General features: G+C 76.7%; 16 protein-coding genes. 14 read left to right on the top strand and 2 right to left on the bottom strand.

The genetic code is table 11. The features are described from left to right. The 11 genes from VER05_RS14245 to VER05_RS14295 all read left to right on the top strand — a co-directional run. The coding region (locus VER05_RS14245) for an ABC transporter ATP-binding protein (RefSeq protein WP_324845994.1) at positions 1-534 on the top strand (534 nt) is incomplete at its 5' end. Continuing rightward, positions 531-1,316 carry an ABC transporter permease gene (locus tag VER05_RS14250; RefSeq protein WP_324845995.1) on the top strand — a complete coding sequence of 262 codons (786 nt, stop codon included), beginning with the start codon at positions 531-533 and terminating at the stop codon, positions 1,314-1,316. The genes VER05_RS14245 and VER05_RS14250, both read left to right, overlap by 4 nt. Next, positions 1,313-2,104: an ABC transporter permease gene (locus tag VER05_RS14255; protein ID WP_324845996.1), complete on the top strand. Its 792-nt coding sequence runs from the start codon at positions 1,313-1,315 to the stop codon at positions 2,102-2,104. Before VER05_RS14250 ends, VER05_RS14255 begins: the two co-directional genes overlap by 4 nt. Beyond that, positions 2,101-3,735: an N-acyl-D-amino-acid deacylase family protein gene (locus VER05_RS14260; RefSeq protein WP_324845997.1), complete on the top strand. Its 1,635-nt coding sequence runs from the start codon at positions 2,101-2,103 to the stop codon at positions 3,733-3,735. The genes VER05_RS14255 and VER05_RS14260 overlap by 4 nt, the downstream gene beginning before the upstream one ends. Further along, the gene (locus tag VER05_RS14265) at positions 3,732-4,940 is read left to right on the top strand and encodes an alanine racemase (protein WP_324845998.1); all 1,209 of its coding nucleotides are present in this window, start codon (positions 3,732-3,734) and stop codon (positions 4,938-4,940) included. Before VER05_RS14260 ends, VER05_RS14265 begins: the two co-directional genes overlap by 4 nt. A gap of 71 nt (positions 4,941-5,011) precedes the next feature. Further along, positions 5,012-6,220: an amidohydrolase family protein gene (locus VER05_RS14270; RefSeq protein WP_324845999.1), complete on the top strand. Its 1,209-nt coding sequence runs from the start codon at positions 5,012-5,014 to the stop codon at positions 6,218-6,220. Beyond that, on the top strand, positions 6,217-6,987 hold the full coding sequence (locus VER05_RS14275; protein ID WP_324846000.1) for a hypothetical protein: 771 nt from the start codon (positions 6,217-6,219) through the stop codon (positions 6,985-6,987). The genes VER05_RS14270 and VER05_RS14275 overlap by 4 nt, the downstream gene beginning before the upstream one ends. Before the next feature lie 68 nt (positions 6,988-7,055). Further along, a complete protein-coding gene (locus tag VER05_RS14280) occupies positions 7,056-8,249 on the top strand; it encodes an NAD(P)/FAD-dependent oxidoreductase (RefSeq protein WP_324846001.1) in 1,194 nt (397 codons plus the stop codon). A gap of 74 nt (positions 8,250-8,323) precedes the next feature. Further along, positions 8,324-9,130, top strand: a complete 807-nt coding sequence (locus tag VER05_RS14285) for a PP2C family protein-serine/threonine phosphatase (protein ID WP_324846002.1) — start codon at positions 8,324-8,326, stop codon at positions 9,128-9,130. A 135-nt stretch (positions 9,131-9,265) separates the two neighbouring features. Beyond that, entirely contained in the window at positions 9,266-9,901 is a 636-nt protein-coding gene (locus VER05_RS14290; RefSeq protein WP_324846003.1) for an ATP-dependent Clp protease proteolytic subunit, read from the top strand. Beyond that, positions 9,901-10,521: an ATP-dependent Clp protease proteolytic subunit gene (locus VER05_RS14295; protein WP_324846004.1), complete on the top strand. Its 621-nt coding sequence runs from the start codon at positions 9,901-9,903 to the stop codon at positions 10,519-10,521. The genes VER05_RS14290 and VER05_RS14295 overlap by 1 nt, the downstream gene beginning before the upstream one ends. A 208-nt stretch (positions 10,522-10,729) precedes the next feature. On the opposite strand, the gene VER05_RS14300 is transcribed toward VER05_RS14295, so the two are convergent. Beyond that, entirely contained in the window at positions 10,730-11,098 is a 369-nt protein-coding gene (locus tag VER05_RS14300; RefSeq protein ID WP_324846030.1) for a helix-turn-helix domain-containing protein, read from the bottom strand. A gap of 355 nt (positions 11,099-11,453) precedes the next feature. Here VER05_RS14300 and VER05_RS14305 point away from each other — a divergent pair, with 355 nt between their 5' ends. The 3 genes from VER05_RS14305 (at position 11,454) to VER05_RS14315 (ending at position 14,511) form a co-directional block, all read left to right on the top strand. After that, positions 11,454-12,350 carry an LLM class F420-dependent oxidoreductase gene (locus VER05_RS14305; protein ID WP_324846005.1) on the top strand — a complete coding sequence of 299 codons (897 nt, stop codon included), beginning with the start codon at positions 11,454-11,456 and terminating at the stop codon, positions 12,348-12,350. Positions 12,351-12,430: 80 nt separating this feature from the next. Beyond that, positions 12,431-12,811 carry a VOC family protein gene (locus VER05_RS14310; RefSeq protein ID WP_324846006.1) on the top strand — a complete coding sequence of 127 codons (381 nt, stop codon included), beginning with the start codon at positions 12,431-12,433 and terminating at the stop codon, positions 12,809-12,811. Positions 12,812-12,873: 62 nt separating this feature from the next. After that, entirely contained in the window at positions 12,874-14,511 is a 1,638-nt protein-coding gene (locus VER05_RS14315; protein ID WP_324846007.1) for a SpoIIE family protein phosphatase, read from the top strand. A 4-nt stretch (positions 14,512-14,515) separates the two neighbouring features. Here VER05_RS14315 and VER05_RS14320 read toward each other — a convergent pair whose 3' ends face one another. After that, positions 14,516-16,156, bottom strand: a complete 1,641-nt coding sequence (locus VER05_RS14320) for an endo-1,4-beta-xylanase (protein ID WP_324846008.1) — start codon at positions 16,154-16,156, stop codon at positions 14,516-14,518. Positions 16,157-16,230: the final 74 nt, after the last annotated feature.

The following is a 16,230-nucleotide window of genomic DNA, read 5'->3' on the forward strand; positions in this document are numbered from 1 at the left end:
ATCGCGTTCCAGGACCCGGCGCTGCTGCCGTGGCGGTCGGTGCAGAAGAACATCCGGCTGCCCCTGGAGATCCAGAAGCGCCGGGACGACGGCATCGTCGACGAGCTGATCGAGCTCGTCGGCCTGACCGGCTTCGAGAAGTCCCGCCCCGCGCACCTGTCCGGCGGCATGCGCCAGCGCGCGTCGATCGCCCGGGCCCTCGCGGTGCGGCCGGACTTCCTGCTGCTGGACGAGCCGTTCGGCGCGCTCGACGACATGACCCGGCAGCGGCTCAACTTCGAGCTGCAGCGGATCTGGACCGAGCGCTCCGCCACGACCTTGATGGTCACGCACGGCATCGCCGAGGCGGCCCTGCTGTCCGACTACGTCGCCGTGATGTCGGCGCGCCCGGGGCGGATCGTCGAGGTCGTCGAGATCCCGTTCGAGCGCCCGCGCACGCCGGAGATGATGCGGACGCCGGAGTTCCACGAGGTGGTCGACCACCTGTCGGGGCTGCTGTTCTCCCCGGGTGCCGCCGGGAAGGCCGCGGAGTGAGCGTCGCCCTCGCGCGGTTCCGCGGCGCCCTGGCCCGTCCCTGGGTCGGCGGCACCGTCGGCATCGTGCTGCTGGTCGCCCTGTGGTGGGCGATGACCGCGAACCTGGAGAACAGCACCTCGTTCCCGTCCCCGGTCGACGTGGCCCGGTCCGCGGTCGCGGACGGCTGGCCGTTCTACGAGGCCAACGTCGTCCCGACGCTGACCCGGGCCGCGCAGGGCTACCTGTGGGGCAACCTCGCCGGCCTGGCGCTCGCGGCGGTCGTGCTGGTCGTGCCGCGGCTGGAGGACGTCGTCACCCAGATCGGCGTCATCTCGGCGTGCCTGCCGGTGACCGCGATCGGCCCGATCGTCATGGTCATCTTCGGCGGCCGCGCCTCGGCGATCTTCCTCGGCGCCCTGCTCGTGTTCTTCACCACGCTCGTCGGCGCCATCCTCGGGATGCGCTCCGCGAGCCGCAGCTCGCTGGACCTCGTCGCCGCGTACGGCGGCGGCCGGTGGACCCGGATCCGCAAGGTCCAGCTCATGTCGGCGCTGCCGGCGATCGTCACCGCCCTGCAGGTGGCGGTCCCGGCAGCGCTGCTCGGCGCCGTCGTCGGGGAGTACCTCGGCGGCATCGACGCGGGCATCGGCGTGGCGCTCAACGCGGCGCAGCGCCAGATCCAGCCCGACCGCGTGTGGGCGCTGAGCATCCTGGCCGGTCTGATCGCGCTCGGCGGCTACGCGCTCGTCGGCCTGGTCGGGCGGGTCCTCACCCCCTGGGCGAAGGAGACGCGCGGATGATCGGCGGGACGGGGCGGTTCGTCGCCCGCCGGGTCGGCACCCTCGCGGCGGCCGTGGTCGTGGCCCTCGCCCTGTGGGTGGCCGTGCTCGAGGCGTTCGACGTCAGCCCGCTGATCGGGAAGCGCCCGTGGGACGTGTTCGCCTACGTGGTCACCGCCGAGGGCGCCGCGGACCACCGCGCGACCATCGCCGCCGACCTCGCGGTCACCGTGCGGGACGCGGGCATCGGGTACGTCGTCGGCCTGGCCGCCGCGTTCGCCCTGGCCGTGGTGTTCTGCGTGTCGCCCGTGCTGGAGCGGATCGTGATGCCGACCGCGATGGTGCTGCGGTCGATCCCGCTCGTGGTGCTGACGCCGCTGATCACGCTGATCTTCGGCATCGGCCAGGCCGGCGTGACGGCGATCGTCATCCTCGTGGTGTTCCTGCCCGCGCTGGCGAACATCCTGTACGGCCTGCGCAGCGTCTCCGGGGAGCACCGGGACCTGGTGCTCGCGTACGGCGGCTCGTCCTGGACGGTGCTGCGCAAGGTGGCCCTGCCGGCGGCCGTGCCGTCGACGCTGGCCTCCGCGCGGATCGCCGTCCCGTCCGCGGTCACCGGCGCGATGATCGCCGAGTGGCTGTCGACCGGCCAGGGGCTGGGCGGCGCGATCTCCAAGGCCGCGGGCTCGTTCGGCTACGACGCGATGTGGGCCTCGGCGATCACGGTCGCCGCGGTGACGATGCTGGCGTACGCGGTGCTGAGCATCGTGGACACGCTGGTGCAGGAGCGGATCGGGCAGCTGTCGTGACCGCGGCGCCCGCGGGGCCCGTGACGCTCGTCGTCCGCGGGGGGACCGTCGTCGACGGCACCGGCGCGGCGCCCGTCGTCGCGGACGTGCTCGTGGCCGGCGACCGGATCGCCGCGGTCGGCCCGGGGCTCGCCGCCACCGCGCCGGCCGGGGCGCCGGTGGTCGACGCCGCCGGCCTGGTCGTCGCGCCCGGGTTCATCGACGCGCACACCCACTCGGACGTCGTGCCCTTCATGGCCGACGCGCAGCCGTTCAAGGTGCTGCAGGGCGTGACCACCGAGGTGGTCGGCAACTGCGGCAACTCGGCGGCCCCGCTGGTCGACGACCGCGCGGTCGAGCTGCACCGGCCGATCTCGTCGACCGTCGCGGCCGGGGTGTCGTCCTGGCCGCGCACGTTCGGGGAGTACCTGGACGCGGTCGAGGAGCACGGCCCGACGACGCACGTCGCGTCGCTGGTCGGGCACCACACGCTCCGGATCAGCGCGAACGGCATGGCCGAGCGCCTCGCGCCGGGCGCGCTGGACCGGATGGTCGCGCTCGCGGACGCGGCCTTCGCCGACGGCGCGTTCGGGTTCTCGACCGGCCTGATCTACGCGCCGGGGGTGTACGCGGACACCGACGAGGTCGCCGCGCTGGCCGCGGTCGCCGCCCGCTGGGGCCGCCCGTACGCCACGCACATGCGCGACGAGGGCGACGGCCTGGCGGACTCGCTGGCCGAGACGTTCGACGTCGCGCGGCACACCGGCGTCCGGGTGCAGGTGTCGCACTGCAAGGCCGCCGGTCGCCGGAACCACGGCCGGGCCGGCGAGCTGCTCGCCGCGCTGCGGGCCGCGCGCGCCGAGGGGATCGACGCGCACGGCGACGCCTACCCGTACACGACGGGGGAGAGCTTCCTCACCGCGCTGCTGCCGGCGGAGGCCCAGGTCGGCGGGCGCGCCGAGCTCGTGCGCCGGTTGTCGGACCGGTCGACGCGCGCGGCCCTGCTCGAGCGCGCCCTCGCCGGCGGGCCGGGCTCCGGGTCCTGGACCCAGACCACCCCCGCGGGCGTGCTGCTCAGCATGCACGCCGACACCGCGCTGCTCGGCCGGAGCGTCGCCGACGTCGCCGCCGCGCGCGGGCTCGACGCGTGGGACGCGCTGTGCGACCTCGTGCTCGCCGACCCCGGCGCGATGATGGTCTACGAGCTGATGGCCGAGGACGACGTGCGCGCGATCCTCGCCGACCCGCTGATCGCGATCGGCTCGGACAACTCCGTGCCGGTCGGCAACGCGCACCAGCGCGGCTGGGGCTGCTTCCCGACGGTGCTCGGCCGGTACGTCCGCGACCTCGGCGTGCTCGACCTCGCGGAGGCGGTGCGCAAGATGACCTCGCTGACCGCCGACGCGCTCGGGCTGCCCGACCGCGGCCGGCTGGTCCCGGGCGCGATCGCGGACGTGGCGGTGTTCGACCCGGCCACCGTCGGGCACCCGGGGACGCCGCAGCGGCCGTGGGAGCGGCCCTCCGGGGTCGTCTGCACGGTGCTCGCCGGGACCGTCGTCGTGGACGGCGGGGAGTTCACCGGGGTGCGCGCGGGGCGCGTGCTGCGGGCGGGCCGGCCGGAGCCGGTAGGCCGGGCGGGGGCGCGCGCGTGAGCGGCCGGCACGCCGCCGGGGCCGGGGCGACCGCCGCCGGGGCGACCGCCGCCGGGGCCGCCGACCTCGAGCTGCCCGCGATGCTGCTGCGGGACGACGCGATCGAGCACAACGTCCGGGCGATGGCCGACTGGTGCCGGGCCGCGGGCGTGCAGCTCGCCCCGCACGCCAAGACGCACATGTCCCGGGACCTGGTCCGCCGGCAGGCGGCCGCGGGCGCGTGGGGCTTCACCGCCGCCACGCCCGCCCAGGTCCGCACACTCGCGGGCTGGGGCGTCGGGCGGGTGCTGCACGCGAACGTGCTGGTCGACCGCGGGTCGATCGCCTGGGTCGCCGAGCACCTGCTCGCCGCCGGCTCGGCGACCGAGTACCTCTGCTACGTCGACGGCGAGGCCGGGCTGGACCTGCTGCTGGCCGAGCTCGACCGGCTCCGGCCCGACCGGCCGCTGCCGCTGCTGCTGGAGCTCGGGTTCCCCGGCGGGCGCACCGGCGTGCGGGACGACGTCGCGGCGCTGGCGCTGGCCGGGCGGGTCGCGGCCGCCGACCGGGTCCGGCTCGCGGGCGTCTCCGCGTTCGAGGGCCTGATGCCGGCCGGCGACGACCCCGGGGCCCCGACGGGCGCGGTCGACCTGCTCGCCCGGGTCCGGGCGCTGGTCACGGCCGTCACCGAGCAGGGCCTCGTCGCCGGCGTGCCGGTCGTCACCGCGGGCGGCTCGTCGTACTTCGACCTGGTCGCGCGCGAGCTCGGCCCCGCGATGTGGGACCGCCCGGTCACGACCGTGCTGCGGTCCGGCTGCTACGTCACGCACGACCACGGCGTCTACCGGCGCACCTCGCCGCTCGGCGCCGACCGGGGGACCGCGACGCTCCGTCCCGCGTTCGAGCTGCGCGCGTCGGTGCTGTCGGCGCCGGAGGACGGGCTGGTGATCGCCGGGTTCGGGCGCCGCGAGGTGCCGACCGACGACCGGCTGCCGGTCGTGCTCGGGGCGCTGGGGGCGGACGCGCCGGACGTCGCCGGGTGGCAGGTCACCGGCGTCAACGACCACCACGCCTTCCTCCGCGTCCCGCCGGGCACGGCCGTCGCCCCGGGTACCGTGCTCCGGCTGGGCATCAGCCACCCCTGCGGCGCGTTCGACCGCTGGCGGCACCTCCCGCTGGTCGACGCCGACGACCGCGTGGTCGGCGAGATCACGCCCCGCCTCTAGGGCGCCCGCCCGCCCCACCGACCCCCGCCGGGGCCCGCCCCGGCCCGCACCACCCGCGAAGGACCCCCGCCATGACCGACAGCACCCACGAGAACGTCCTCGACGGCCTCCCGCTCTGGGACGGCGAGCGCGAGGTCGGCCCCGCCCGGCTGACCTGGTCCGGCGACCAGATCCTCGCGGTCGAGGAGGCGCCCGCCCGGCACGCGGACCTCAGCGTGGTCCCGGGCCTGGTCGACACGCACGTGCACCTCGGGTACCCGGCCGGCGCGCCCGCCGCCGACCCGTCGGCGTGGCCGATCCTCACCCCGCCGGAGGAGCGGTCGCTGCACGTCGCGGCCAACGCGCTGCGCTGCGCGCGCGCCGGCGTCACCACGCTGCGCGACCTCGCCGCCGACTCGATCCAGCTCGCCGTCGGCCGGGCCTTCGATGCCGGCGTGCTCACCGGCCCGCGCCTGCTGTCGCACGGCCAGGTCGGCATGACCGCCGGGCACGGCGACCTGTTCGTCCCTCCGCACTACCCGCACCGGCCGCCGACCGCCGACAGCCCGGACGAGTGCCGCAAGCTGGTCCGGGTCTGGGCCCGGTCGGGCGCCGCGGGCGTGAAGATCTACACCTCCGGCGGCGTGCTGTCGATGGGCGACAAGGTCGGCTGGCGCAACCAGACCACCGAGGAGATCCGCACCACGGTCGACGAGGCGCACGCGCTCGGCATGCTGGTCGCGGCGCACACGCACTCCGTGGAGGGCCTCGACATCGCGCTCGCCGAGGGCGTCGACTCGATCGAGCACGGCACCGCGATCGCCGAGCACCACCTCGCCGCCCTGGTCGAGCGGGACCTGCCGGTCGCGCCGACGCTGCTGATCAACGACATCATCGCCGAGGCGCGCCGCCCGGTGTCCGCCGAGGCGCAGGCCAAGGCCCGCGACGTCGTCGCGCTGCGGGACGCCGGGTTCGCCCGCGCGGCCGAGGCCGGCGTGCGGTTCGTGCTCGGCACGGACGCCTCGGGCCAGTTCGTCGGGTTCGGCGACCAGATGGAGGAGGTGCGCACGATGGCGGCGATGTTCGGCTGGACGCCCGCGCGGGCGCTGGCCGCCGCCACCTCGGACGCGGCCGACGCGATCCGGCTCGGGGACGTCACCGGGCGGCTCCGCCCCGGCCTGGGCAGCGACTTCGTCGTGCTGCGCGGGCGCCCGTGGGAGGACGTCGACGCGCTGCGGGTCGAGAACATCGTGGCCGTCGTCTCGCGCGGGCGGGTCGTCCAGGGCACGCTGCCCGGGTGACCTCCCTGCTCGGGCGCCCGCGCGCCGCCCTCGCCGTGCCCGCTCTGCTGCTCCTGGTCGTCGCGGGCTGCACCGCCGACCCCGGCCCGAAGGCCGCGCGCACGGCGGCCGCGTCCGCCCCGCGGGCGACGGCGGCGCCCACCGCCACGCCGTCCCCGGACCCGACCCCGACAGAGGAGCCGCTCCCGGAGCAGCGCCTCGACGCGGGCGCGGTCGCCGAGGGCGCGCCGGCCACGGTGTCCGGCACGGGCGCGGCGGTGGTGCAGGTGCTGCGGCAGGGCGAGTTCGGCGTGGTGGCCCACCTGGACTGCTCGGCCTGCACCGGGCGCGTCGTGCTGTCGGCCGAGGAGCGGATGTCCGCGTGGGGCGAGGGCCCGGCACCGCTCACCGGGTCGTACCTGGTGGACATCTTCAAGGAGTCGGACCCGCAGCAGGAGGTCGTGGTCCGCGCCGAGGGGCCCTGGACCCTGCGGTTCGAGAGCTGGAACGACCTGCCCCCGGTGACCGGGGTGCAGCAGGGGACCGGGGCGGCCGTGCTCCTGGTCGGCGACGACGCCGCCGCCGTGCAGCTCGACTACGTCCCGGTCGACGCCGACGACTCGATGACCGCCCGGGTGTTCTCGGCGGTCGACGTCACCGAGTCCGGCAACCCCGACACGCTGCTGCTGGGTGACGACGTCGCGTTCAGCGAGCGGGTGGACGTCCGGATGCCCGGCGTGGTGGTGCTCGGCACGCGCGGGTCGTGGACCGTGACGCCGCTGCCCTGACCCGGGGGTGGCGCGCCGCCCGCCGCCGGGCCAGGCTGAGGTGGGACGGCACGGGGTGAGGAGACACGGTGCGGGACAGCTACGACTACGTCATCGTCGGGGCCGGCATGGCGGGGGACGCCGCCGCGCACGGCATCCGGGAGGTCGACCCGGACGGCACCGTCCTGGTCGTCGGGCGCGAGCCCACGGCGCCGGTGACCCGGCCCGCCCTGACCAAGAAGCTCTGGACCGACCCGGAGTTCACGTTCGACCAGGTGTGGCTGCCCACCGCCGAGGAGGCGCGCGCCGAGCTGCTGCTCGGCGAGTCGGTGGTCGCGGTCGACACCGCGGCGCGCACGGTCACCACCGACGCGGACGTGACGGTCGGCTACGGCGCGCTGCTGCTCGCCACCAGCGGGCACCCGCGCCGGCTGCCGGGGGTCGAGGACTCCGGCCGGGTCATCTACTTCCGCACCGTCCGGGACTACGAGCGGCTGCGCGACCTCGCGGGCGGCGGCCGGCACGTCGTCGTGGTCGGCGGCGGCTACATCGGGACCGAGCTCGCCGCGGCCCTGGTGCAGAACGACACCCGGGTCACGCTGGTGTTCACCCAGGACGTGCTCACGGGCGCGACGTTCCCGGACGCGCTGGCCCGGCGGGTCGAGCGCCGGTACGCCGAGGCGGGCGTGACGCTGCTGCGCGGCGCGAAGGTCGCCGCGACGGAGTCGGGGCCGGACGGCGTGACGGTGACCCTGGACGACGGGCGGACCCTCGAGGCGGACGGCGTGGTGGTCGGCGCGGGCCTGGAGATCGAGACCGACCTCGCGCGGTCCGCGGGCCTGGAGGTCGACGACGGCGTGCTGGTCGACGACCGGCTGCGGACGTCGGACCCGCACGTGTGGGCCGCGGGCGACGTCGCGCAGTACCCGGACCGGCTGCTCGGGCGCCGCCGCGTCGAGCACGTCGACAACGCGACCACGATGGGCCGGCAGGCGGGGCGCAACCTGGCGGGCGCCGACGAGCCGTACGACCACACGCCGTTCTTCTACTCCGACCTGTTCGAGCTCGGTTACGAGGCCGTCGGCCGGCTGGACGCGTCGCTGGAGACCGTCGAGGACTGGCACGCGGACGACCTCGGCGCGGGCGTCGTCTACTACCTGGACGGGGGCCGGGTCGCGGGCGTGCTGCTGTGGAACGTGTGGGACGCCACCGACCGGGCGCGCGAGGTCGTCGCGGGGCAGACGGACGTGCGGCCGGAGGCGCTGCGCGGGCTGATCCGCTGAGGTCCGGTACGCAGGTGCGCCCGGACGTGGCATCGTGGGGTCACGAGGTGCCCGACCCCCCTGGAGGTGCCGCAGTGCCGCTGACCCTCGACACCGCCCTGCGCTCGGTCGCGGGCGAGCACCGGCCGCACAACGAGGACTCCGCCGGCTGCGCGCCGGGGTACGCGTTCGTCGCCGACGGCGTCGGCGGCCACGCGGGGGGCGACGTCGCCTCCTGGACCGTCGCGCACCGGCTGATGACCGCGCTCGCGGCCGCCGGCGGGGACGGGTTCACCGCCGAGGACCTGCGCGCCGCCGTCGCGACCGCGAACGCCGACCTGGCCGAGCGGGTGCGCTCGGACCCGTCGCTGGAGGGCATGGCGACGACGTTCACCGGGGTGTTCTGCGCGGACGAGGCGGTCCGCGTGATGCACATCGGCGACTCGCGGGCCTACCTGTGGCGCGACGGCGAGGGCCGCCGGGTGACCCGGGACGACTCGCTGGTGCAGCTGCTCGTCGAGGCCGGGGTCATCGACGCGTCGGAGGCCGCGCACCACCCCCGGCGGAACGTGATCCTGCACTGCCTCGCCGGCGACGCGGAGGACGCGGCGCACGTGACGGTGCTCGAGGTCGACGCACGGCCGGGGGACCGGTGGCTGATGTCCACCGACGGGCTCACGGACTACGTGCCGGAGGAGCGGGTGCTGGCGCTGCTCGGCACGGCCGGCGGGCCGGAGGCCGTCGCGGAGGCGCTGGTGGGCGAGGCGCTGGACGCGGACGCGTGGGACAACGTGACCGTCGTGGTGGCGGACGTGGTGGCCGCCGGGGACGAGCGGGCTGCGGGATCGGCGAGGCTCGCCGGGGCCGCCGCCGACGACCGGCTGCCGGCCGCGGCGGGCTGAGCCGGGCGGCCTGACCCGGGCGGGGGAGCAGCGCCGTCTGCTGCCGGCAGACGCCGTCTGCCCACGGCAGACCCGGCCCCGCCGGGCGGCGGCGCGGTGCGAGCGTGCGAGGACCACCCCACCGAGGAGGCCCGCATGTCACCCGTCCCCGTCCCGCCCGCCGCCCGCGCCGAGGCCCCGCCGGCCCGCGCGTTCGACGACGACCTCGCCGCCCGGCTGCTGCACCAGCGCATCGTCGTGCTCGGCCAGGAGGTCGACGACGCCGTCGCCAACCGCGTGTGCGCCCAGCTGCTCCTGCTGTCCGCCGAGGACCCGCGCCGCGACATCGCGCTCTACATCAACTCGCCCGGCGGCTCGGTCACGGCCGCGATGGCGATGTACGACACGATGCGGCTGATCCCGAACGACGTCGCGACCCTCGCGATGGGGCTCGCGGCCAGCGCCGGGCAGTTCCTGCTCAGCGCCGGCACCCCGGGCAAGCGGAACGTCATGCGGCACGCGCGCGTGCTGATGCACCAGCCGTCCGGCGGCATCGGCGGCACCGCCGTCGACATCGCGATCCAGGCGCAGAACATGGCGCACACCAAGCGGACGATGCAGGCGCTGATCGCCGAGCACACCGGCCAGACCGTCGAGACGATCGAGCGCGACTCCGACCGGGACCGCTGGTTCACCGCCGAGGAGGCGCTGGCCTACGGGTTCGTGGACCGCGTGGTCGAGCACCTGGACGACGTCCGACCCGACGCCGCGCAGCGACGGGCGGGCCTGTGATGGCCGGGACCTACACCGTGCCGGTCGTCGTCGAGCAGCGGCCGAACGGCGAGCGCGCGTCCGACGTGTTCTCCCGGCTGCTCAGCGACCGGATCGTCTTCATCGGCACCGAGATCGACGACGGGGTGGCGAACGTCGTCATCGCCCAGCTGCTGCACCTGCAGCAGGAGGACCCGGACAAGCCGATCCACCTGTACCTGAACTCGCCGGGCGGCTCGGTCACGGCGCTGCTCGCGATCTACGACACCATGCGGTACGTCCGCCCGGACGTCGCGACGTTCTGCCTCGGGCAGGCGGCGTCCGCGGCGGCGGTGCTGCTCGCGGCGGGGGCGCCGGGGCAGCGGCACGTGCTCGAGCACGCCCGGGTGCTGCTGCACCAGCCGTCGGGCGGGGCCCAGGGGACCGCGGCGGACCTGGAGCTGCAGGCCGCCGAGATCCTGCGGCTGCGCGCTCAGGTGGACGAGATCCTGGCGGCGCACACCGGCCGGTCGCGGGAGCAGCTGCGGGCCGACACGGACCGCGACCTGGTGCTGACCGCCGAGCAGGCGGTCGCCTACGGCGTCGCGGACACGGTGATCACCACCCTGAAGCCGGCCCCGGCCCCGTCCGCGGCGGCCTGACCGCGGGGGGGTCTGGCGGCGGGGCGCGGGAAGCCCGGCGGCCCGGCCCGGCTCATCCGCACCCTGTCCCGGCCCCACCGCCCGGGTCGAGTGGAACGTTGTGACGGACACGCCGACGGCGTGTCCGTCACAACGTTCCACTCGGGCGTCCGACAGGTCCGGCCGGTCCGGGGGCCGCGCGCGTCCGGGATGGGGCGCGGGCCTCCGGTCAGGCGGCGAGCAGGACCGCGGAGCGCGGGGGCTGCCGGGTCGGGAGCGGGGTGACCGGGGCGAGCCCGGGGGCGACGGTGCCCGCCGGGCTGGAGACGGCCGCCGCGCCCGGGGCGGCCGCCAGGTCGACGACCACCCGGCCCTCCGCGCGGGCGAGCACGGCGTGCGCGTCGCCCACCAGGTCGACCAGCCGCAGCCCGAGCGCCCGGCACACGGCGCCCAGCACCTCGGACGACGCCTCCTTCCGGCCGCGCTCGACCTCGGACAGGTACGGCACGGACACGCGGGCGGCGTCGGCGACGTCGCGCAGGGTGCGGCCCTGGCGCTCGCGGTGCCGGCGGAGCACGGCGCCGACGAGCACGCGCAGCGGCGGCTCGGGGCGGGCGGCGGCGGGCGCGGCAGGGTCGGCGAGCGCGGCGGGCGCGCCGGGACGGGCAGGGCCGGCGGGCGGGGCGGGACGGGCCGGCGGGGCTGCGGGCGCGGCGGGACGGGCCGGCGGGGCGGCGGCGACGTGCGGCATGGGCGGACCTCCTCGGGTCCCGCCACGCTAACGCCGCCACCCCCGCCGCGGCCGGGCGCGCCGTTCTGCCCTCAGCAGACGCCGCCCGCCGCCGACCCGCCGCTCGCCGCCCGGGCCCCTTGACTTCGAGCGCGCTGCAAGCGGCATCGTCCGGGGGACCGGCGCGGCCCGCGCGCCCGGCACGATCCCCCGAGGAGCCACCATGCGCCTGGGCGCCCACCTCATGCGGTTCGACGCGGTCGAGCCCTCCCGGCTCGGCCGCGAGCTCGCCGACACCGCCGAGGCGGCGGAGGACGCCGGCCTCGCCTGGCTGTCGGTGATGGACCACTTCTTCCAGATGGAGCCCGCGGGCTTCCCGGCGAGCGACCCGATGCTGGAGGCCTACACGACGCTCGGGCTGCTGGCCGGCCGCACGGAGACGGTGCAGCTCGGCGCGCTCGTCACCGGCGTGACCTACCGGCACCCGGGCCTGCTCGCCAAGATCGTCGCGACCCTGGACGTGCTGTCGCAGGGCCGCGCGACGCTGGGCATCGGGGCGGCCTGGTACGAGAAGGAGCACCTGGCGCTCGGGGTGCCGTACCCGCCGCTGAAGGAGCGGTTCGAGCGGCTCGAGGAGACGCTGCGGATCTGCCGCCAGATGTGGGACCCCGAGGACGAGGGCCCGTTCGAGGGCACGCACTACCGGCTGGCGGAGACGCTGTGCCGCCCGCTGCCGCTGAGCCGCCCGGGCCGCGGGCCGGAGATCCTGGTCGGCGGGTCCGGGGAGCGCAAGACGCTCCGGCTGGTGGCGCAGTACGGCGACGCGTGCAACCTGTTCGAGACGGGTCCCGCGGAGGTCGGCCGCAAGCTCGACGTGCTGCGCGGGCACTGCGACGACGTGGGGCGGGACCCCGGCGACATCCGGGTGACGCTGCTGATGGGCGGCGACGAGCTGCTGCGGGGGGACGTCGACGGGTTCGTCGAGGCGGCGCGGCCGTACGCCGACCTCGGCGTGGAGACCGTGATCCTGCGGGCCCCGGCCGGGGTGCCGCTGGCCACCTGGGTGCGCGACCACGTGGCGCCGGCGGTGCCGCGGGTGGCGGAGTTCGGCGCGCGCTGACGCGCCGACCCGCCTGCAGGGCGGCGCGCCCCGCGGCCCCCGACGTGCGGCCGGGCCGCACCTGCCCCCACGATGGGCGCATGCAGGGGCGCGCCGAGGACGGCTGGTGGGGCGTGGTGCTGGACGCGCCGGAGCCGGCCGCGCTCGCGGCCTTCTACGCCGAGGTGCTCGGCTGGCAGGTGGTCGGCGACGAGCCCGACCACGCGGTCGTGGCGGCGCCGTCCGGCGTGGCCTACCTGGCCGTGCAGCGCAGCCCCGACCACGAGCAGCCCGTGTGGCCCGCGGAGCCGGGCCGGCAGCAGCGCCAGGTGCACCTCGACGTGGAGGTGCTGGACCTGGAGGAGGCGGTCGCGGGCGCGCTGCGCCTCGGCGCCCGGCTCGCCGCGCACCAGCCGCAGCCGTCGCGCCGGGTGCTGCTCGACCCGGCCGGTCACCCGTTCTGCCTCTACCGGGACGGCTGACCCCGGCCCGTCCTGCCCCGGTCGTCCGGCGGCGGAGGGCCGTCGCGCGTAGGGTCACCAGCGTGCGATCACCCTGGTTCGTCCGCGTCACGGCCGGCAGCGTGACCGGCCTGCTGGCGCGCGAGGTCGACTGGGCGGCGACGCCGCTCGGCGTGCCGAGCACCTGGCCGACCGCGCTGCGGCTGACCGTCGAGATGTGCTTCAGCACCCGGTTCCCCGTGCTGGTCACCTGGGGCCCCGACCTCACCATGATCTACAACGACGGCTACCGGGAGATGCTCGGCTCCGACAAGCACCCGGGCGCGATGGGTGCGCCCCTCGCCGAGGTGTGGAAGGAGATCTGGGACGACCTGCGACCGTCGGTGGACGCGGTGATGCAGCGCGGCGAGCCGACGTGGGAGGTCGACCGGCACCTGGTCACCAACCGGTCGGGCTACGACGAGGACGTCTACTTCACCTACTCGTACTCGCCGATCCGCGACTCCGCGGACGAGGTCCGGGGCCTGCTGGACATCGTCACCGAGACGACCGAGCGGGTGGTCGAGCAGCGCCGCATGCGCCTGCTCGGCGACCTGTCCGCGGCGCTGACCACCGCGCGGGACGACCTGGACGCGCTCGCGTCCGCGACGCTCGGGCTGCTCGACGACGCTCCCGACGTGCTGGCGGCCGCGCTGTACGTGCGGGACGCGGACGGCGCCCTGGAGCTGCGGGGCAGCGCGGGCGCCTCCCGCGGTTCCGAGGTGCCCGGCGACGTCGTCGAGCGGGTCGCCCGCACCGGCGTGGCCGAGGACCGGGGGCGGACCGTGCTCGTCCCGCTCGCCGGCGTCGTCGACGCCGTCCCCGTCGGCGTCATGGTGCTCACCGGCGCCGGCCGCCGGCCCTGGGACGAGGCGTACCGCTCGTACCTGCACCTGGTCGCGAGCATCGTCGGCGCCGCGGTCGGCGGGACCCTGCGGCACCAGACCGAGGTGGACCACCTCCGCGAGGTCAGCGACACCCTGCAGGCCGCGATCGTGCCCGAGGGGTCGAGCGTCGCCGGGGTGGTCGCGCGCTACCTGCCCGCGGTCGGCGACCTCGCCGTCGGCGGCGACTGGTACGACGTGGTCGAGCTCGGCCCCGGCCGCCGGGCGCTCGTCGTCGGCGACTGCGTGGGCCACGGGCTCGACGCGGCGGCCCGGATGGGCCAGCTCCGCGCGGCCACCCGCGCGCTGCTGCTCGAGGACCGCAGCCCCGCCGACGTGCTGGCCGGCCTCGACCGGTTCGCCCGCACGCTGCCCGGGGCCGAGTGCACGACCGTGTTCTGCGGCGTCGTCGACGAGGTGGAGCACACGGTCGTGCACTCCTCGGCCGGCCACCTGCCCCCGGTGCTGCGCCGCGCGGCCGGCGGGGCGGAGATGCTGGTCGGCGGCCGGGGCGCGGCACTCGGGGTCTCGACCGCCGCGCGGCCGGAGGCCGTCGAGCGCCTGGCCGACGGCGACCTGCTGGTGGTCTGCACGGACGGGTTGATCGAGCGGCGGCGCGAGTCGCTGCGGCACGGCCTGGACCGGCTGGTCGCGGAGGTGGCGGCGCAGCCGGCCGGCGCGCGCACCGCCGCCGTGGCGGACGACCTGCTGCGCGCGCTCGCCCCGCGCGGCGCGGAGGACGACGTGGCGCTCGTGGTCTACCGGGCGGGCGCGGTCGCCGCCGACGACGACCGCTGAGGCGTCACCCGGCCCCGCCCAGCCCCTCGAGGAACCCCTCGTAGGCGGGCTTCGCCTGCAGGTCGTCGTCGAACAGCAGCGGCGCCTCGTAGGGCCGCTCCTCGGGCCAGGCCCGCAGCCAGGAGCGGGTGTCGTACAGGCCCCACACGCCGACGAACGCCAGGTCCCGCTGCGCGAACGCCGCGACCAGGTCGCGCACCTGCCCGCGCTGCGCCTCGAGCCGGTCCGGCGGGGTGCGGTCCAGCTGCTCGTCCCGCCCCGAGATCGCGACGTCCAGCTCGGTGACCGCCTGCCGCACGCCGAGCGCGGCGACCGCGTCGAGCGTGGTGGCGACGCGGTCGACGTCCGAGCCCAGGTCGACGTGCATCTGGTGGCCGACGCCGTCGACCGGCGCGCCCGCGGCCTGCAGGTCCATCACGAGCCGGACCAGCCCGCGGCGGCGGTCGGGGGCGTCGGTGTCGTAGTCGTTGAGGTACAGCGCGACGTCGGGCCCCAGCTCCTCGCGGGCGATCCGGAACGCCTCGGCGACGTAGTCCGGGCCGAGCACCTCGTACCACCGGCTGTGCCGCAGGCCGTCGGGCTGCTGCGGGTCGAGGGCCTCGTTCACGACGTCCCACGACGTCACCGGGCTCGCGTCGCCGTACCGCTCGGCCAGGTGGTCGGCGATCGCGCGGGTGTGGGCGCGCAGCCGGTCGAGCAGCAGGGCGCGGTCCTCGGCGCTGCCGGTCAGCGGGCGGCCGTCCGGCGCCTCGAAGAACCAGTCGGGCGTCGACCGGTGCCAGACCAGCGTGTGCCCGTGCACCGTCAGGCCGTGGGCGGCCGCGAAGTCGAGCACCTCGTCCATCGGGCCGAAGTCGAGCTCGCCCTCGGCCGGCTGCACCGTGATCGGCTTCATGGCGTTCTCGGGGGTGAGCTGGTCGAAGTGCCGGAGCAGCAGCTCGGCGGGGCGGCCGGTCAGGTCCTGCGGCCCGACGGCGACGCCGAGCGGCACCTCCGTCGCGTCCTTGAGCGCGGTCACGTCGGTCTGCACCTCCGGGGTCGGGCGCTGCACGGTGACGTCGTCCAGCCGCAGGTCGGCCGTCGACTCGGTGGTCTCGACGTAGAGCCGCCACTCGCCGTCGCCCTCGGGCACCTCGGCGGTGCCGGACAGCTCGACCCAGTCGCCGGACGACGCCCCGACCCGCGCGACGTGCACGTACAGCGGGTCGTCGCCGCCGGGGTCGCGCTCCAGGGTCAGCTGCACGTCCGCCTCCGGGGCGCCGTCGCCGAGCCGGACCCACGCCGAGACGGTGTGCACCTGGCCGCGGGCGAGGGAGCCGGACAGGTCGACGGCGGCGCCGTGCCAGGCCTCCGAGCGGCCGGAGACCAGCAGGCTGCCCGCGCCGTCGTGCGTGACGTCCTGGGCGGCGGCGACCTGCACGCCGTCGCCGAGCGGGGACCAGCCCTCGTCGCCCTCGTCGAAGCTGCTGGACAGCACGGTGGTCATGGCCTCGGCCGGCGGGGTGCTCGCGGAGGCGGTCGGCGCGGGGGAGCCGTCGTCGGGGCGGTCGTCCCGGCCGTCGTCGCGCACCAGCAGCGCCACCACGAGCAGCACGAGGACGAGGACGACGGCGCCGGTGCCGATCAGCAGGGCGGGTCGGCGCACGCGGGTGCCTCTCGTCCGGGGTCGGGGAGGCACCACGGTAGGCACGGCGGCGCCCCGGGGGCCAGCCGCGCAGG

This window comes from Cellulomonas sp. (assembly GCF_035634735.1).
Taxonomy (GTDB): domain Bacteria; phylum Actinomycetota; class Actinomycetes; order Actinomycetales; family Cellulomonadaceae; genus Cellulomonas.

What these genes read in the sequence shown, in the direction of transcription:
- VER05_RS14255 (WP_324845996.1), top strand. Translation starts at nt 1,313, where the DNA reads ATGATCGGCGGGACGGGGCGGTTCGTCGCCCGCCGGGTCGGCACCCTC.
- VER05_RS14270 (WP_324845999.1), top strand. Translation starts at nt 5,012, where the DNA reads ATGACCGACAGCACCCACGAGAACGTCCTCGACGGCCTCCCGCTCTGG.
- VER05_RS14290 (WP_324846003.1), top strand. Translation starts at nt 9,266, where the DNA reads ATGTCACCCGTCCCCGTCCCGCCCGCCGCCCGCGCCGAGGCCCCGCCG.
- VER05_RS14295 (WP_324846004.1), top strand. Translation starts at nt 9,901, where the DNA reads ATGGCCGGGACCTACACCGTGCCGGTCGTCGTCGAGCAGCGGCCGAAC.
- VER05_RS14305 (WP_324846005.1), top strand. Translation starts at nt 11,454, where the DNA reads ATGCGCCTGGGCGCCCACCTCATGCGGTTCGACGCGGTCGAGCCCTCC.
- VER05_RS14310 (WP_324846006.1), top strand. Translation starts at nt 12,431, where the DNA reads ATGCAGGGGCGCGCCGAGGACGGCTGGTGGGGCGTGGTGCTGGACGCG.